The sequence below is a fragment of the Streptomyces verrucosisporus genome (assembly GCF_017114865.1).
Classification (GTDB): Bacteria; Actinomycetota; Actinomycetes; order Streptomycetales; family Streptomycetaceae; genus Streptomyces; species Streptomyces fenghuangensis.
Genome location: NZ_JADEYH010000012.1, coordinates 22,760 through 36,383, shown reverse-complemented (window position 1 = coordinate 36,383; position 13,624 = coordinate 22,760). Strand labels below are relative to the sequence as shown.

At 72.0% G+C, this 13,624-nt stretch carries 20 protein-coding genes; 4 read left to right on the top strand and 16 right to left on the bottom strand.

Annotated features, from left to right (window positions below):
- Positions 1-20: 20 nt before the first annotated feature.
- Complete coding sequence (locus tag IQ279_RS14985) at positions 21-230, bottom strand: hypothetical protein (protein WP_093662111.1); 210 nt, start codon at positions 228-230, stop codon at positions 21-23.
- 283 nt (positions 231-513) lie between these two features.
- Complete coding sequence (locus IQ279_RS14980; RefSeq protein WP_241028141.1) at positions 514-831, bottom strand: acylphosphatase; 318 nt, start codon at positions 829-831, stop codon at positions 514-516.
- Positions 832-1,002: 171 nt separating this feature from the next.
- Between IQ279_RS14980 and IQ279_RS14975 the strand changes: the two genes are divergently transcribed.
- Complete coding sequence (locus IQ279_RS14975; protein ID WP_206349018.1) at positions 1,003-1,944, top strand: CAP domain-containing protein; 942 nt, start codon at positions 1,003-1,005, stop codon at positions 1,942-1,944.
- On the opposite strand, the gene IQ279_RS14970 is transcribed toward IQ279_RS14975, so the two are convergent.
- The 11 genes from IQ279_RS14970 to IQ279_RS14920 form a co-directional block, all read right to left on the bottom strand.
- Positions 1,872-3,203, bottom strand: a complete 1,332-nt coding sequence (locus IQ279_RS14970; protein ID WP_206349017.1) for a tyrosine-type recombinase/integrase — start codon at positions 3,201-3,203, stop codon at positions 1,872-1,874. The genes IQ279_RS14975 and IQ279_RS14970 overlap by 73 nt on opposite strands.
- Positions 3,203-3,397 carry a helix-turn-helix domain-containing protein gene (locus IQ279_RS14965; RefSeq protein WP_206349016.1) on the bottom strand — a complete coding sequence of 65 codons (195 nt, stop codon included), beginning with the start codon at positions 3,395-3,397 and terminating at the stop codon, positions 3,203-3,205. Before IQ279_RS14965 ends, IQ279_RS14970 begins: the two co-directional genes overlap by 1 nt.
- A gap of 2 nt (positions 3,398-3,399) precedes the next feature.
- Complete coding sequence (repSA, locus tag IQ279_RS14960) at positions 3,400-4,785, bottom strand: replication initiator protein RepSA (RefSeq protein ID WP_206349015.1); 1,386 nt, start codon at positions 4,783-4,785, stop codon at positions 3,400-3,402.
- Between the two features lie 8 nt (positions 4,786-4,793).
- Positions 4,794-4,976 (bottom strand): hypothetical protein, encoded by a 183-nt coding sequence (locus IQ279_RS14955; protein ID WP_206349014.1) that lies wholly within the window; start codon positions 4,974-4,976, stop codon positions 4,794-4,796.
- A gap of 95 nt (positions 4,977-5,071) precedes the next feature.
- Positions 5,072-5,623, bottom strand: coding sequence for a GGDEF domain-containing protein (locus IQ279_RS14950; RefSeq protein WP_206349013.1), 552 nt, complete (start codon positions 5,621-5,623; stop codon positions 5,072-5,074).
- A 7-nt stretch (positions 5,624-5,630) separates the two neighbouring features.
- Complete coding sequence (locus IQ279_RS14945) at positions 5,631-5,972, bottom strand: SpdD protein (RefSeq protein WP_206349114.1); 342 nt, start codon at positions 5,970-5,972, stop codon at positions 5,631-5,633.
- A 29-nt stretch (positions 5,973-6,001) separates the two neighbouring features.
- Positions 6,002-6,190, bottom strand: coding sequence for a mobile element transfer protein (locus IQ279_RS14940; protein WP_093654352.1), 189 nt, complete (start codon positions 6,188-6,190; stop codon positions 6,002-6,004).
- Positions 6,191-6,192: 2 nt separating this feature from the next.
- The gene (locus IQ279_RS14935; protein ID WP_206349012.1) at positions 6,193-6,369 is read right to left on the bottom strand and encodes a hypothetical protein; all 177 of its coding nucleotides are present in this window, start codon (positions 6,367-6,369) and stop codon (positions 6,193-6,195) included.
- Between the two features lie 18 nt (positions 6,370-6,387).
- Positions 6,388-7,116, bottom strand: coding sequence for a DUF2637 domain-containing protein (locus tag IQ279_RS14930; RefSeq protein ID WP_206349011.1), 729 nt, complete (start codon positions 7,114-7,116; stop codon positions 6,388-6,390).
- 81 nt (positions 7,117-7,197) lie between these two features.
- Positions 7,198-8,538, bottom strand: a complete 1,341-nt coding sequence (locus IQ279_RS14925; protein ID WP_206349010.1) for an FtsK/SpoIIIE domain-containing protein — start codon at positions 8,536-8,538, stop codon at positions 7,198-7,200.
- Positions 8,539-8,543: 5 nt separating this feature from the next.
- The gene (locus IQ279_RS14920) at positions 8,544-8,894 is read right to left on the bottom strand and encodes an SCO3933 family regulatory protein (protein ID WP_206349009.1); all 351 of its coding nucleotides are present in this window, start codon (positions 8,892-8,894) and stop codon (positions 8,544-8,546) included.
- Between the two features lie 171 nt (positions 8,895-9,065).
- Here IQ279_RS14920 and IQ279_RS14915 point away from each other — a divergent pair, with 171 nt between their 5' ends.
- From IQ279_RS14915 to IQ279_RS14905, 3 genes are all read left to right on the top strand, one after another.
- Positions 9,066-9,842, top strand: coding sequence for a GntR family transcriptional regulator (locus IQ279_RS14915; protein ID WP_101256368.1), 777 nt, complete (start codon positions 9,066-9,068; stop codon positions 9,840-9,842).
- Positions 9,839-10,339, top strand: a complete 501-nt coding sequence (locus IQ279_RS14910) for a GNAT family N-acetyltransferase (protein ID WP_206349008.1) — start codon at positions 9,839-9,841, stop codon at positions 10,337-10,339. Before IQ279_RS14915 ends, IQ279_RS14910 begins: the two co-directional genes overlap by 4 nt.
- A 724-nt stretch (positions 10,340-11,063) precedes the next feature.
- Positions 11,064-11,342 (top strand): ScoMcrA-related endonuclease, encoded by a 279-nt coding sequence (locus tag IQ279_RS14905; protein WP_101254526.1) that lies wholly within the window; start codon positions 11,064-11,066, stop codon positions 11,340-11,342.
- A gap of 295 nt (positions 11,343-11,637) precedes the next feature.
- Here the strand turns inward: IQ279_RS14905 and mutM are convergent, their stop codons facing one another.
- The 3 genes from mutM to rpmF all read right to left on the bottom strand — a co-directional run bounded on the left by mutM (position 11,638) and on the right by rpmF (position 13,622).
- The gene (gene mutM / locus IQ279_RS14900) at positions 11,638-12,498 is read right to left on the bottom strand and encodes a bifunctional DNA-formamidopyrimidine glycosylase/DNA-(apurinic or apyrimidinic site) lyase (protein WP_206349007.1); all 861 of its coding nucleotides are present in this window, start codon (positions 12,496-12,498) and stop codon (positions 11,638-11,640) included.
- Between the two features lie 130 nt (positions 12,499-12,628).
- Positions 12,629-13,429 carry a ribonuclease III gene (rnc, locus tag IQ279_RS14895; RefSeq protein ID WP_206349006.1) on the bottom strand — a complete coding sequence of 267 codons (801 nt, stop codon included), beginning with the start codon at positions 13,427-13,429 and terminating at the stop codon, positions 12,629-12,631.
- Between the two features lie 19 nt (positions 13,430-13,448).
- On the bottom strand, positions 13,449-13,622 hold the full coding sequence (gene rpmF, locus IQ279_RS14890) for a 50S ribosomal protein L32 (RefSeq protein WP_031508259.1): 174 nt from the start codon (positions 13,620-13,622) through the stop codon (positions 13,449-13,451).
- Positions 13,623-13,624 lie beyond the last annotated feature (2 nt).

Genomic DNA, 13,624 nt, shown 5'->3' with positions numbered 1-13,624 from the left:
GCGTTCCCCGGACCGGGAGGTCAGGTGAGCGCAGGCTCCGCCTTGGATACGTCGATGCTCTCCAGCAACGAGTCGCCGTGCCGTGCAGCGGCGGCCGACAGCGCGTCGTTCTCGGCCTGAATCCGTACCAGCTCGGATTCCAGGTCCTGAACACGCTGCTGCAGCCGTCGCATCTCGGCGAGGACTCGGGGGTCGGAACCGCCGACGTAACCGAGAAGCGCCTTTGCCATGATGGATGGTCCTCCACACTGAATGACCGACCGGAACGGTGGTGGGTCGTGAGGGATTCGCACCCGCGGTTGCCGTTCGGCCTTCATTCCCAAGGCAGAACAGCTGCGGTGCGCGGGGCTTCCAGAGTCTCACCAAAAGTTTTGACGGTCAACACGATCACGCCACGAGCCCCGGCGGCCTTGACTCGACGGCACTCAATCTGCCGGAGGGCTCGCGGGGTTCCACAGGGGCGACGCTGGCCGCAGCCTTGCACGTCACGGGGGGAAAGGCAACCACTTTGGATCATCGGATCGCGAAGCCCTCGTAGCCGCCTCGCGGCGGACCCCAGATCTCGGTCACCCCTTCGACCCGGCCCGGCGTATCACCCGTTCGGAGCCATCCCAGCAGCAGCTCGCAGCGATCGCGCGGCCCTTCGGCGACCACCTGGACCCGGCCGTCGCCGAGATTGAGCGCGAAGCCCTCCAGGCCACCGATCCGCAGCGCGCTGGCCCGGGTGAACCAGCGGAAGCCGACCCCCTGCACCCGTCCGCGCACCCAGGCCGTCATCCGCACGGTCTCCCCGGCCGCGCCTGCGCCGATGCCCTCCGTGTTCGTACTCATGAGCGCACGCTATCCGGACGCGCGCCGCTCCCGCGCGCCCCGCCCGCCGCCCCCTCCGGCGTTTCCGCCATCCGCTCCTGCGACTCTCAGGGATGCCGTACAGTCACGCCGCAACGGGACTCACTCTTTCGAGTGACATAAGTGACGCCGATCACGTGAGGACTGCAGCAGATGGGACGCCACCGCCGCGCCGAACCGGTTCCAGCACCGGCCCCCGTCACCTCCGACCGCCACGCGGCGGGCGGACGCCACCGCGGCCCGCACCGCAGGCGGAGCGCCGTCCCCGTCCGCACCGGCCTCCTCGGGGCCTCGGCCGCGATGGCGATGGGCGCCGTGGCGGTGGCCTCGGGACTGCTGCCCGGCCCGAACGGCGACTACACCGTCGGCGGGTTCGCCTCCCCCTCCGGCGTGGCCCCGGACGATCTGCGGGACCTGCGGACCCAGGGCGCGGCGACACCGGCCCCTGACGACCGCGGAGAGGGCCCCGCCGCGGGCCCCGGCGACGGCCGCACCGCCTCCCCCGACCCCGGGGCCTCGCGCGGCCAAGAGCCGGAGAAACCGGAGGCCACGCCCTCGGAGAAGTCGGCCGAGCCCACCCCGTCACGCGGCAGTACACCCCCCGCCGGGAAGGACGGCGCGGGCGACGACGCCGTCCGCGAGTCCTCCGGAAGCCCCGGCGAGCCCTCCGCCTCCTCCCGGAAGCCCACCGCGCCCGGCCTCCCCTCCCTCGACGAGGAGACGGCCGCCGAGGCGGAGGTGCTGAGACTGGTCAACCTGGAACGGGCCGAGGCCGGCTGCCGGCCGGTCACCGCCGACCCCGAACTGGCCCGACTGGCCGAGGATTTCAGCCGGGACATGGCCGCCCGGGAATTCTTCTCCCACACCGGCCCCGACGGCGAGACCCCCTGGGACCGCGCCGAGGCGGCGGGCATCGACAACCTCGGCGGCGAGAACATAGCCCGCGGCCAGGCCGACGCACAGGCGGTGATGGACGCCTGGATGGACAGCCCCGGCCACCGCGCCAACATCCTCAACTGCGACTACCGGACCCTGGGCGTGGGTGCGCACTTCGCCGAGGGCGGCCCCTGGTGGACACAGAACTTCGGCTTCTGAGAATCCCCCAGGTCAGAGCCCTGATCCGGTCCCTGGGCCGTCTCCGGGCCGTCACCGGAACCCATCGGGCCGCCGAAGACCCGATCCACAGCGGCACGGGTCCGCGTCTGACTCGTCGGCATCAGGTGCGTGTACGTCCGCAGGGTGTAGCCCGGATCGTGGTGCCCCAGGTACTCGCTCAGGGCCTTGATGCTCTCCCCCGCGTCCAGGAGGACCGAAGCGTAGAAGTGCCGTAGCGCGTGCATGCCGTTCTCCCGGCCCGTCGGCACACCGACAGCCCGAAGTGCCGGCCTCCACACGCGATCGTTGAAGCGGTTCCGGTCCAGCGGCAGCCCGGTCGGGCTGGAGAAGAGGAGCGTCGCCGTCACCGGCGGGCCGTCCGGCGTCTTCCACGGCAGCGTGATCTCGCACGGCTTGTGCCGCGTGATGTGGTCGGCCAGGACGGCCGCCACGGATTCCGGCAGCGGTACGTCCCGTTCCTTGCCGCCCTTGGGCGGAGCGAAGACCGGCCGGTTGTCCAGCAACTTGACCTGGCGGACGACGTGCACCAGGCCGCCGAGGAAGTCGAGGTCCTCCACGGCCAGGCCGAAGACCTCCCCCTGCCGCAGCCCACAGCCCGCCGCCAGCTCGACCATCGCGCGGTAGCCGTCCGGGAGCTGCGAGCGGACCGCCATCACACGTTCCTCTGACCACGGCTTGACCTTGCGTGGGTCGGGCCGGGGAGCCTTGACCGACCGGGCCCGGCACGGGTTCTCGCGGATCACGCGATCCTCCACGGCAGCAGTGAAGACCGTCGAGACGTGCGCGAAGATCACCCGGCGGTAGGCCGGGGACAGTCCGGCGTCCTCCATCTGCCGCATCCACAGCCGCAGATGCGACGGCTGGATCGTCCCCATCGTCCGAGAGCCCAGGTACGGGACCGCGTGCAGCCGTAGCCGCATCTCGACGGATCCCCGCGTAGCCGGGTCGGTGGTCTGCGTCTTGATCCAGTCCGCGACGTACTCCCGGAACGTGACACGACCCGACGCCGGATCGACGTAGTCACCCCGCGCCAGGTCGGCCCCGATCTTGGCGAGCCAGGCTTCCGCCTTGCGCTTGGCCTTGTCGGGGAAGGACTGGCTCTTCTCCGTGCCGTCCGGGGCGACGTACCGAGCGCGGTAGCGCAGACCCTTGCCATGGCGGGCGGTCTTGACCTTGACCGGCTTGCCGTCCGGACCAGGCACGGTCTTGAACCAGCGGTCTTGGATGTGTCCGGCCATCAGGCAGCCGCCCCCATCTGCTCGGCCACCCAGCGCCGCACGTCCTCGGGGTCGAAGCGCAGATGACGGCCGACCCGGAAGCCGCGGGGACCGGTGCCCTTGCGCCGCCACTGGTAGACCGTCTCCACCGGCACGCCGAACAAGTCGGCCACGTCCACCGGGGTCAGGTAGCGGGCCGGGAGCGGACGGGCCATGGTCACCACTCTCCTTGTGCTTCGAGGTCTGCGCGTGCTTCGCGTGCTGCGTCGCGGGATGCGCGGATGTCGCGGGCGATCTGGGAGGCGAGCCAGGACTCGCCAGCGGTGTGGCCGTGCCCGGCGTAGGCCCAGTGGGCGACGGTCAGCACGGTCGCCTCGGGGCGGTCGTCGGGATCGGGCAGGCCGAGGGCGGCGCGTTGTTCGGCGGCGCGGTAGTCGGCGCGGACCTGGCGCAGCGCGCCGAGGGTGGTGGAGTAGCGGCGCGACTTGGTGGAGAAGTGGCCCCGGAAGCCGAGCATGTGCGCCCAGGCCCACAGCTTCCGATCCGGGTAGAACCGGTGCAGGTCGAGGCAGGCCGCGATCAGCCGCCTGGGATGCTCGGGCACGTCCAGCAGATCGAGGGCCTCGACGCTGCCGACCCGGTGGTCCACCGTGCCCGTGGTCTCGGCGGCCTTGGTGGCGTACTTGGCGACGTAGGAGGCGACGGCCTGTTCGGTGATCTCCCCGCCGTCGAAGGCGCCGATGGGCTGGATGTCGAGCTGGGTGCCCCAGCGCAGGGTGCGGGCGGGCTGGGTGCCGGCGGCGGGCACGGTGATGGCGACGCGGGCGGCGGCGGCGCGGATGGCGTTGGTCAGCAGCTCCACGGTGGCCCACTGGGGCGGGGCGGAGGCGGGTCCGTCGGGGCCGTCGAAGCGGATGACGGCGTGGAAGTGGACCGCGCCCCGGCGCTGGTACTCGGCGACCTTGCCGAACGCCACTCGCAGCACCTGGTGGCAGGCTTTCTGGGTCCGTCCGGTCTGGCGGGCGACTTCCCGGCGCAGGTAGATGGTGAAGTACCGCCACAGCTCGGAGGCGTGGTTGTTCCACAGCACCGCCCCGGCGTAGTCGTAGGTGTCGGGGTCGAGCGGGGTGCCCAGCTCGGGCGCGTTCTCGCGGTGGCGGGCACCGCAGCGGCACCGGCCGCGGGCGGGACGGTTGTGCACCGGGCCGAAGGACGGTGCGGTGAGGGTGGCGAAGACGCGGGGGTGGTCGCGGACGGTCTCGGCCACGCCCTTGGAGCGGTCGCCGGTCAGTCCGGCGCGGATGAGGTGGAAGGTGTCTCCGGCGTAGGTCCAGGCGCAGGACGGGCAGCGCGAGGCGCGGCGGTTGCCGCAGGCCACCCGCAGGCGGCCGCCGGGCTCACCATCGGTGGAGTAGGCGTGCAGGACGGTGCCGGTGATGCGGTCGAGGGTCTTGGTGGAGCCGGTCAGGTGGATGGGGTCGGCGCAGCCGCCGGTGCGGCGCACCTGCTCTTGCCAGCGGTCAAAGCCGGGGGACCCGGCCACCCGCAGGAAGTCCTGCCAGGTGATCGGGTCCACCCCCGCCAGCGTGGCGGCGTCGGTCATGGGCGCGGTCACCGCCCGGCGCGGACCAGGGCCGCGGTGCGGGGGGCGTGGCCGGTGCCTCGGCAGGCCGGGCAGACCACGCGGACGGTCACGCGGGAGCCGTCGCGGTGGCGGGTGCCGGTGGTGATGGCCACGGCCGGGAAGCCGTCGCAGTCGCGGCAGATCGGCCGGTGCGGAGCGTGCTGGGGCATGATGAGGTCCTCTCTTTCGGATCTGCGGATCTGGAAGGGAAAGGAGGCATCCGGGGCGGCGGAAACTTGGCGGTTGAGGCCGCCCCGGGAGCCGCTTAGTTGTGGGTGTTGCGCCTGCCGTGGCCCTTGGCCGCGTACATCGCCGCATCGGCCGCCGACAGGGCGTCGGTCAGGGTCGGTACCGGCAGCTCGGTGCGGGAGCAGGAGCCGACCGAGGCCGAGACCGGCAGCAGGCGACCGCCGTGGGCGACCGGCTGGCGCAGGTCCTCGCGCAGCGCGGCCAGGCCGCAGGTGCGGGCCGGGTTGGTGACGACGGCGGCGAACTCGTCTCCGCCGAGGCGGGCGGCGATTCCGTGCCGTGCGCACCAGCGGGTCAGCCGGTCGGCGGTGGCGGTCAGGATGGCGTCCCCGGCGGCGTGGCCGTGGGTGTCGTTGACGGCCTTGAAGTCGTCCAGGTCCACCAGCAGCACCAGCGCGGCCGGAGAGGTAGCCAGGATCCGTTCGGCGCGGGCGGTGAATCCGGCGCGGGTGTGCAGCCCGGTCAGCGGATCCCGGCGGGCACTGGCCAGGCGGCGGGCCAGCAGGCCGCCGTGGACGGCCCAGCCCAGCGCGGGCAGGGCGGCGGCGATCAGGTGGTGGGTGTCCATGCGGTGATCACCGGCCCCGGCCGTGCTGGTTGTTGAGCAGGGAGCGCAGGACGACCGCGCAGACCGCGACCGAGGTGGCGGTGACGGCGACGGCCAGGAGCAGGGAGACCAGCACCGTGCCGACGACCAGGACGGCGGCGGTGCCACCGGCGGCGACGGTGACCAGGGCGCCGGGGGTGAGCTGGAGGACCGGCCTGGGCGGCACCGAAGCCGGGGCGGGCACGGGTGCGGTGGCCGGGGTCGGGTCCGGGTCGGCGGGGACCAGCGGCACGGCCGAGGACGGGGACGGGGCCGCGGGCATGGCCGGGGCGGTGTAGGTGTCGGGCGGCGGGTAGGTGGGGCGGAACATCGACATCGCGGGTGCTCCCTTCCAGGGGGTCAGGCGGTGCAGCGGTGGGTGCGGGCGGCCAGCTCGGCGGCTGAGCGGCTGTGGTAGTCGGCGGAGAAGCCGCAGCGCGGGGCGGTGCAGGCGGCGGTGTGCTTGTCGCGGCCCCGGCCGTCGTAGTAGGTGCCGACCTGGACCGGGCCGACGCGGAGCACGTCGCGGAAGCGGTTCGGGCGCGGCATGGTCACTCCTTGGTGGTGGGGTCGGGGTAGCTGGCCAGGATGTAGGCCGCTTCGTCGGGGTCGGTGGTGCGGTCGGCGGCTTCCTCGGCGAGCCACCGGGCCAGCTCGGGGCGGCCGGTGTCGGCCATCTCGCGGGCGGCGTCGAGGAAGTCGGAGCGGTCGGGTTCACGTCCGGCCATGGCGGATCAGTCCTCCTGTCAGGTGAGTTGGGCGGCGATGGCGTCGGCCATCGGGGCGGGCACCCCGAGGCGGGCGCGCAGGGTGTCGGGGTCGATGGGCGTGCCGGTGCGGGCGCGGTGGGCGTCGGCGACCTTGCGGGCGTGCTCGACCAGCGCGGCCGGAACCGTCACCGCCGTAGCAGCCGGAGCCGGAGCCGGAGCCGGGTCGGCAGCCGGGGCCGGTTCGGGCGCCACCGGGGCCGGGGCGGGGTCGAGTTCGGGGACCGGATCCGGCTCGACAGCCGGGGCGGCCGGTTCCGGTGCGCGTTCGACGACCGGGGCAGCCGGGCCGGGCGCGGTGGCCGGCGCATCCGGCTCCGGCTCCGGGGTGGTGTCGGGTGTGGTGTGGGCCAGCAGGGTGCCGCCGAAGAAGGCCAGCGCGGGCCATCCGGCGACGAGGATGCGCAGCCAGGCGGGCACGTCGGTGAGGTCCAGCAGTCCGGCGGTGGCCACGTTCGCGCCCAGCGAGGCGGCGAGGGCGATGACGAACCAGCACCAGGCCGAGCCCGCCGGAAGGTCGGCGGCTTGCAGGGTGCGGATGCGGTGCCAGGCGGCGACCAGCAGCAGATCCACGCTGATGGGGTAGGCCCAGGCTTTCCAGCCGTCCTGACCGGCCGCCGCGGCCAGGTCGTGCAGGTGGGCGAACGACAGGGCACCGGCGATGACGGCCTGGATCAGCACGGCGTCGAGGCGGAGTTTGGTGCGCACGGGGAGCACCTCCTTTCAGGCATGGCGGGGGTAGGGACACGGCGCGAAGACGGCCGCGCCCACCGGTAAGGGGAGAGGGGGTTAGTCGGTGACCGGGGCCGGTTTGACCAGCGACGGCCGCTCACCCGCATCCGGTACGGCCGGGGCGGCGGGCCGCCAGGCGGCGAGGGCCGGAAGGTCGGGGGTGAGGTGGGCGAAGGTGCGGCAGACGGCCGCCGCCGTGTCCGGGGCGATCTCCACGGTGCGGATGCGGGACCAGGCGCCGGAGGCGTCCCCGGCCACGGCCAGGCCGGGCCGGTCCGGGGCGATGGTGGTAGCCACCGGAATGGCCTCGGGGGCGATGTCGTTCAGCCCCATCTCGACGGTCTGCTTGTCGTTGACCCGGTGCACCACCCGGCCGGTGAGCTGCGCGCGCAGCAGGGTGGCGCCCTTGCCCAGGTCGGAGCCGAAGCGCTGGCCGCAGATCTCCAGGTAGATGCCGACCGCGCGGGCCATCTGCGCCAGCCGCACCAGACGGGTGACCATCTCATCCCGCCGGGCCTCGTCCTTCTTGGCGGCAACCAGGAACAGTTCGGCCACCTCATCCACCAGCACCACCACCGGAGTTGGCCGCAGCTCGGCGGGCAGGTCCCAGACATCGGAGACACCCCGCTCGCTGAGCAGGTCGAAGCGCTCCTCCATCACCGCCACCAGGGCGGCCAGCAGACCGGAGGCCTCATCCGGAGTGGTGGCCAGCGCCGACAGCCGCGGACCAAAGCGGCGCTGCTCCACCCCGCGCTTGCAGTCGATCCCGACCAGCGCCACCGGCCGGGCCGCGAGCGCGGTGATCAGGTTGCGCAGATACATCGACTTGCCCGACTGGTTCGCACCCAGCGTCAGCGCGTGCGGAATGGCCCGGTAGTCGCGCACGAACGGGGTGCCGTCCTCGCGCAGCGCCACCGGCACCACCAGCGCACCGGTGGGCAGGCCCCGGCGCGGCATCCGCACCCGCTTGAGGACGTCGTAGCCGGTCATCCGCAGCTCCACCACACCCGGCTTGATCTCCGCCACGTGCACGGCGTGCACACCCCAGGCATGGCGCAGCCGCACCGAGGCCGCCGCCACATCCGCCGGTTCCAGCCCGGCCGGAAGCCGCAGCCGCACCCGCAGCCCCGTCGCGCTGGGCCGCACCCGCACAATCCGCGGAGCCACCGGCCGGACCTCCCGCCGGGCCACCGTCCGGGTCAGAAAGGCCCGCGCCCGCGACGGGGTGACGGTCAGCCCGCACACCTCCATCGTGGCCGCATACGTCAGGTGCAGCCGCACCCAGGCCACCGGCAACCCGGCCAGCACCCAGCACGCGGCCGGGAACCGGCGGCGAGCCAGCAGCCCGCCACCGGCCACCACGGCGACCACCAGCACCACAGCGGTCAGGTTCGACACGGCGCTCAGCCCTGCACCGTCGCCGGGACCATCGGGGTGATGGCCACCGCGCGGAAGGAGATGCCCTGCCGCTTCTCGCCGTTGAAGACGTTCTCCCACTCCCGCGCCCGCAGCCCGGTCACTCCCACCGGCGCCCCGGTGGTCAGCTCCCCGGTGATGCCGGTCTCCAGCACCGTGACCTTGTCCAGCAGGTTGGCCTCACCGTCGTCCACCACCATCAGGCCCACCGTCATCAGCTGCGCGCCGGTCTCCGGGTCGGTGGCGATCTCACCGGTCCGCCGGTTCGCGATCTTCGGCTGCGGGGCGGTCGCCACGATCACCGCAGCGGTCGACAGGTCGATCTTGAAAGACGCCATGACAGGACTTCCTCTCAGGGGAGGGCAGCAGGCACTACCCACGGGTCAGATCAACGTCTGCATTGTTTGAACAATGCGAACAGTTCAGATGTTGACCCCTCGGCGGCGCTCCGTCAAGGGCTTTGGCCACATTGACTGGACAATGCAGGTCGCGCGGCGTTTCATGGAGGCATGGCAGTCAAGAAGGTCGGTCGCGGCACCTACAAGCAGCAGATCTCTGACGACCTGCGTCAGCAGATCGCGGCCGGCACTCTCGCGCCCGGCGCCAAGTTGCCGACAGAGGCCCAGCTCACCGACGAGTACGGCGTGACGCGCGGCACGGTTCGCGCGGCGCTGGACATCCTCGTCAACGAAGGGTTGATCGTCTCCAAGCGCCCCGTCGGGTACTTCGTCCGCGAGCGCAAGCCGATGGTCTTCCGACCCCAGGCGGAGTTCCGCCCCCGGCCGTACACGCCGGAGATGGACGCCTTCATGACCGAGCATCAGGGCCGCGACCCCGAGCAGACCATCGAGGTCAGCATCGTGGAGCCGACCGCCGAGGTGACCAAGCGCCTCCAGCTCGAAGCCGGACAACTCGTCGTCACCCGCCGCCGAGTCCGCTACCTGGACGGCGAGCCGTTCAACATCAACGACAGCTTCTTCCCGCTCGACCTGGTGCGGGACACCCCGATCATGCGGCCCGAGAGCATCCCCGAGGGCGCGAACGAGGTGCTGGCCGGACTCGGCTACCGCCAGGAGCGGGCCATCGATGAGCTATACGTCCGCATGCCCACCCCCGACGAGGTACGGCGATTGGAGTTGGCACCCGGAACGCCCGTCGGCTACCACGTGTGCACCGGGTACACCGAGGAAGGCAAGCCCGTCCGAGTCGCGATCTCGGTCCTACCCGGCGACCGTCACGTGATCTCCTACGAGCGACGCCGCGAGACGCCCGCGGACCAGTCATGAGCGGACTCCGCATCCGGCCCGCGAGCGCCGAGGAGCTGCCGACCGTCGAGGAGCTTCTGATCGAAGCGTCCGAGTGGCTCGCCTCACGCGGGATCGACCAGTGGCAGTTCCCGCCCCACCGCGACCGCATCCAGAAGGCCATCAGGCACGCCGAGTGCTTCCTGGCGGTCGATGACGAGGACCGGCCCATCGGCACGATCACCGTGGACGACCACGCCGACCCGGAGTTCTGGACCGAGGCCGACGACCCCGGCAGCGCGCTCTACGTTCACCGCATGGCGACGAGCCGGGCAGCGGCGGGGCGGGATGTTGGGGCCGTGATGCTGGACTGGGCTACCAAGCGTGCCGCTCAGCAGGGCAAGGGGTGGTTGCGCCTGGACGCGTGGAAGACCAATCCAGGGTTGCACCGCTACTACGAGCGCCAAGGGTTCACCCTGGTCAGGTTGGTCGACCTGGAGCACCGGAAGTCAGGTGCACTGTTCCAGCGCCCCACGTAGGACTGTTACAGGTTTCTCTACCTCATCAAGGCTCGCTCCGCTCGCTTGCCCGGCCGCCGGGAACGGTCCACCGACCACCGCCAACCCGAGCCGCCAAACCGCAGCTCCAGCAACCCCGGACAGCCCCTGGCCTGCCCGCCGCTGCGTCCGACTGGCCCCCAACCACGGGGCGACCACAACGGCCGGCATCTCTGGACCGGCGGAAGCAGGCAGGGCCGTGCACAGCACACCAGGAACACGAAGACGCGTCCCACGGTTCCCGGCCTCCACGTCTGCCAAGGGCAGTCTTGATCCCACAGGGATCAGGTGCCGCGCACAGCGCGGCGGCGCCGGGCCGGGCGCCGCCGCGCTTGGCCCCTCCTCGTCTTCGCCGCCGGGGCCGCGCGCCGTCACCCGCCCGCGCCCGCAAGGGGGCGAAAAGACCAGGCCGGGGCTGGGGGCGGTCGGCTCCACGGCTTTACCCACCTGCCCGGTCCGGGACCCGCGTCGGGCACGACCAGGGGGCCACTCGGACACATTGCGGGCAGGTCCAAAGCCTGCCCGAGTTGCCAACCAGCGTACGGCCCCCTGATCATGCCCGACCCCAGCCCAGGCAGGACACCGGCCAAACCCGCTCCGCCGACCTCAAGTCGTAGCCGCAGGCCGTGCCCCCGGAAACCTCCACCTACCAACAAGTTGACCGAGATCGTCACCACGTTGTCAGCCCCAGCCGTAGCCTTCATCCATGCGCAGAGGAGCGATCACACGGGAATCCGTACTCAAGGTCATCGAAGAGTACGACGAGGCAGGACGTGAGGCGTTCCTGTCGAAGTACGGCTTCGGAGAAGCCCGATCGTACGTTCTCGTGCACGAGGGGCGGGAGTACGACTCGAAGGCGATCGCCGGAGTAGCACATAAGTGGGACCAGGGACGGGCGCTGACTTCCGGCGAGTTCAGCGGTGGCAAGGAGCATGCGGCCGCATGGCTGAAGCGCCTTGGTTTCCAGGTCAAGATCAAGGAGTAGGGGCGGGTCAGCGATCTTCAGGACCGGTGCTGTACAGCAACCAGCGCGACCGAGGCCGACGCCCCATCGGTGGTTCGCATCGAGAGGTGCGCCGAAGCACCTCCGCTCGGGCCGTCGCTGGGCCGTCCGAGGGCAGCCAAAGGCGACCAACGTTGACAACCGTCGGCGGGTAAGCCGCAGGTCACAGCGTTGGTCGCCGGAAGGCCCCCAGGTCAGCGAGGGCCCGCGTCACTTCTTCGGCTTCTGATCGGCCTCCCGCCGGGCACCCCCACCGCATGCGGGCCGCGGGCGGTGTTCAGCGCGCCGGGCGGGGCGGGCGCTGGCAGCGCGGGCAGAAGTAGCTGGAGCGGTTCATCCAGGGGCTGCGGCGCATCGGCGCGGCACAGCGGCGGCAGGGCAGGCCCTCCCGGCCGTAGGCGTCCAGGGAGCGTTCGAAGTAACCCGACTCCCCGTTGACGTTGACGTAGAGGCTGTCGAAGCTGGTGCCGCCGACGGCGAGGGCCGCGTTCATCACGTCGCGGACATGGCCGAGGAGTTCGGCGGTGCGCGGGCGGGTGAGGGTGGCGGTGGGACGGTCGTAGTGCAGCCGCGAGCGCCACAGTGCCTCGTCCGCGTAGATGTTGCCGACCCCGCTGATCAGGGACTGGTCGAGCAGTGCCCGCTTGAGCGTGCTGCTGCGGCGGCGCAGGGCGGTGTGGAAGGCCGCCTCGTCGAAGGCCGGGTCCAGCGGGTCGCGGGCGATGTGGGCTATGACGTCGGGCAGGCCGTCGTCAGTGGTGGCGTGCAGCGACAGCCCGCCGAAGGTGCGCTGGTCGACGAAGCGCAGCTCGGTGCCCGCTTCGTCGGCGAAGCGGACGCGGACGCGCAGGTGCTTCTCGTCGGGGGTGTCCTGGGGCTGGACGAGCAGCTGCCCGCTCATGCCGAGGTGGGCCAGGACGCACTGGCCGGTGTCCTGAAGCGGCAGCCACAGGTACTTGCCTCGGCGCAGCGGCACGCCGACGCGCGCCCCGCACAGCCGGTCGGCGAAGTCCTCCGCTCCGGCGAGGTGGCGGCGGATCGCCCGGGGGTGAAGCACCTCGGTTCCGGCGATGGTGCGACCGCCGACCCAGCGCTCGAGTCCGCGCCGGACGACCTCGACCTCGGGCAGCTCTGGCAACGACGGCTCCTCATCGATGGAAATCCCGCGCCGGCGGGAGGCGGTGCGGGGCACTGGTGGAACGACGCGCCCACCCGTCCGGATTCCGGGCGGGTGGGCGATAGGCGCGGCGGGGTGGGATCCGGGCCGGTCAGGAGACCTTCTCGGCCCTCTGGCCCTCCCGTTGGTCGGCGGCGGCCCGGATGGCGCGCCAGGCGGCCTCCGCCGCCTGCTGCTCGGCCTCCTTCTTGCTGCGGCCGGTGCCGGTGCCGTACGCGACACCACCGACGCGGGCGGCAGCCGTGAAGGTCTTCTCGTGGTCGGGGCCGGTCTCGGTGACCAGGTACTCCGGGACCCCCAGCCCTTCGGCCGCGGTCAGTTCCTGGAGGCTGGTCTTCCAGTCCAGTCCGGCACCGAGGTTGGAGGACTCCTCGATCAGGGGGTCGAAGAGCCGGTGCACCAGCTCGCTGGCCGCCTCCAGTCCCCGGTCGAGGTAGACCGCGCCGATCACGGCCTCCAGGGTGTCGGCGAGGATCGACGCCTTGTCCCGGCCGCCGGTGCCCTCCTCGCCCCGGCCGAGCCGGATGAAGGCGCCCAGATCGAGACCGCGGGCGACCCCGGCCAGCGCACGGGAGTTGACCACCGCCGCGCGAAGCTTGGCGAGCTGCCCCTCGGGCAGGTCGGGATGGGTTCGGTAGAGGGTGTCGGTGACCACCAGGCCCAGCACGGAGTCCCCCAGGAACTCCAGGCGTTCGTTGGTGGGCAGACCGCCGTTCTCGTACGCGTAGCTGCGGTGCGTCAGCGCACGCGTCAGAAGGGCGGACTCGAGCTGGTACCCGAGCCGCCCTTCCAGAAGCGTGTGGGACGATGCCGCGTCCACCAGACCCGCCCTCTGCGCCGTCTCACCCCCGTCGTTGCGGGGAAGGTCTCCGGGCGTAGTGGCGTCTGACATGGAGCCCGTCACCAGCCGATCAGACCTCGAGGACCTGGCGGCGGTTGTAGGTGCCGCAGTTCGGGCAGGCGATGTGCTGCTGACGGGGCTCCTGGCAGCGCTCGCACTTCACCAGGGTCGGGACCGCAGCCTTCCACTGCGACCGGCGGTGGCGCGTGTTGCTGCGCGACATCTTCCGCTTCGGAACAGCCACGG

Bases quoted from the DNA above. Each gene is read 5' to 3' on its own strand.
- IQ279_RS14985 (WP_093662111.1), bottom strand. From the start codon at position 230: ATGGCAAAGGCGCTTCTCGGTTACGTCGGCGGTTCCGACCCCCGAGTC.
- IQ279_RS14920 (WP_206349009.1), bottom strand. From the start codon at position 8,894: ATGGCGTCTTTCAAGATCGACCTGTCGACCGCTGCGGTGATCGTGGCG.
- IQ279_RS14980 (WP_241028141.1), bottom strand. From the start codon at position 831: ATGAGTACGAACACGGAGGGCATCGGCGCAGGCGCGGCCGGGGAGACC.
- IQ279_RS14950 (WP_206349013.1), bottom strand. From the start codon at position 5,623: ATGGACACCCACCACCTGATCGCCGCCGCCCTGCCCGCGCTGGGCTGG.
- IQ279_RS14905 (WP_101254526.1), top strand. From the start codon at position 11,064: ATGCGCAGAGGAGCGATCACACGGGAATCCGTACTCAAGGTCATCGAA.
- IQ279_RS14935 (WP_206349012.1), bottom strand. From the start codon at position 6,369: ATGGCCGGACGTGAACCCGACCGCTCCGACTTCCTCGACGCCGCCCGC.
- IQ279_RS14970 (WP_206349017.1), bottom strand. From the start codon at position 3,203: ATGGCCGGACACATCCAAGACCGCTGGTTCAAGACCGTGCCTGGTCCG.
- rnc (WP_206349006.1), bottom strand. From the start codon at position 13,429: ATGTCAGACGCCACTACGCCCGGAGACCTTCCCCGCAACGACGGGGGT.
- IQ279_RS14945 (WP_206349114.1), bottom strand. From the start codon at position 5,972: ATGTTCCGCCCCACCTACCCGCCGCCCGACACCTACACCGCCCCGGCC.
- repSA (WP_206349015.1), bottom strand. From the start codon at position 4,785: ATGACCGACGCCGCCACGCTGGCGGGGGTGGACCCGATCACCTGGCAG.
- IQ279_RS14910 (WP_206349008.1), top strand. From the start codon at position 9,839: ATGAGCGGACTCCGCATCCGGCCCGCGAGCGCCGAGGAGCTGCCGACC.
- IQ279_RS14975 (WP_206349018.1), top strand. From the start codon at position 1,003: ATGGGACGCCACCGCCGCGCCGAACCGGTTCCAGCACCGGCCCCCGTC.
- IQ279_RS14915 (WP_101256368.1), top strand. From the start codon at position 9,066: ATGGCAGTCAAGAAGGTCGGTCGCGGCACCTACAAGCAGCAGATCTCT.
- IQ279_RS14940 (WP_093654352.1), bottom strand. From the start codon at position 6,190: ATGCCGCGCCCGAACCGCTTCCGCGACGTGCTCCGCGTCGGCCCGGTC.
- IQ279_RS14955 (WP_206349014.1), bottom strand. From the start codon at position 4,976: ATGCCCCAGCACGCTCCGCACCGGCCGATCTGCCGCGACTGCGACGGC.
- IQ279_RS14965 (WP_206349016.1), bottom strand. From the start codon at position 3,397: ATGGCCCGTCCGCTCCCGGCCCGCTACCTGACCCCGGTGGACGTGGCC.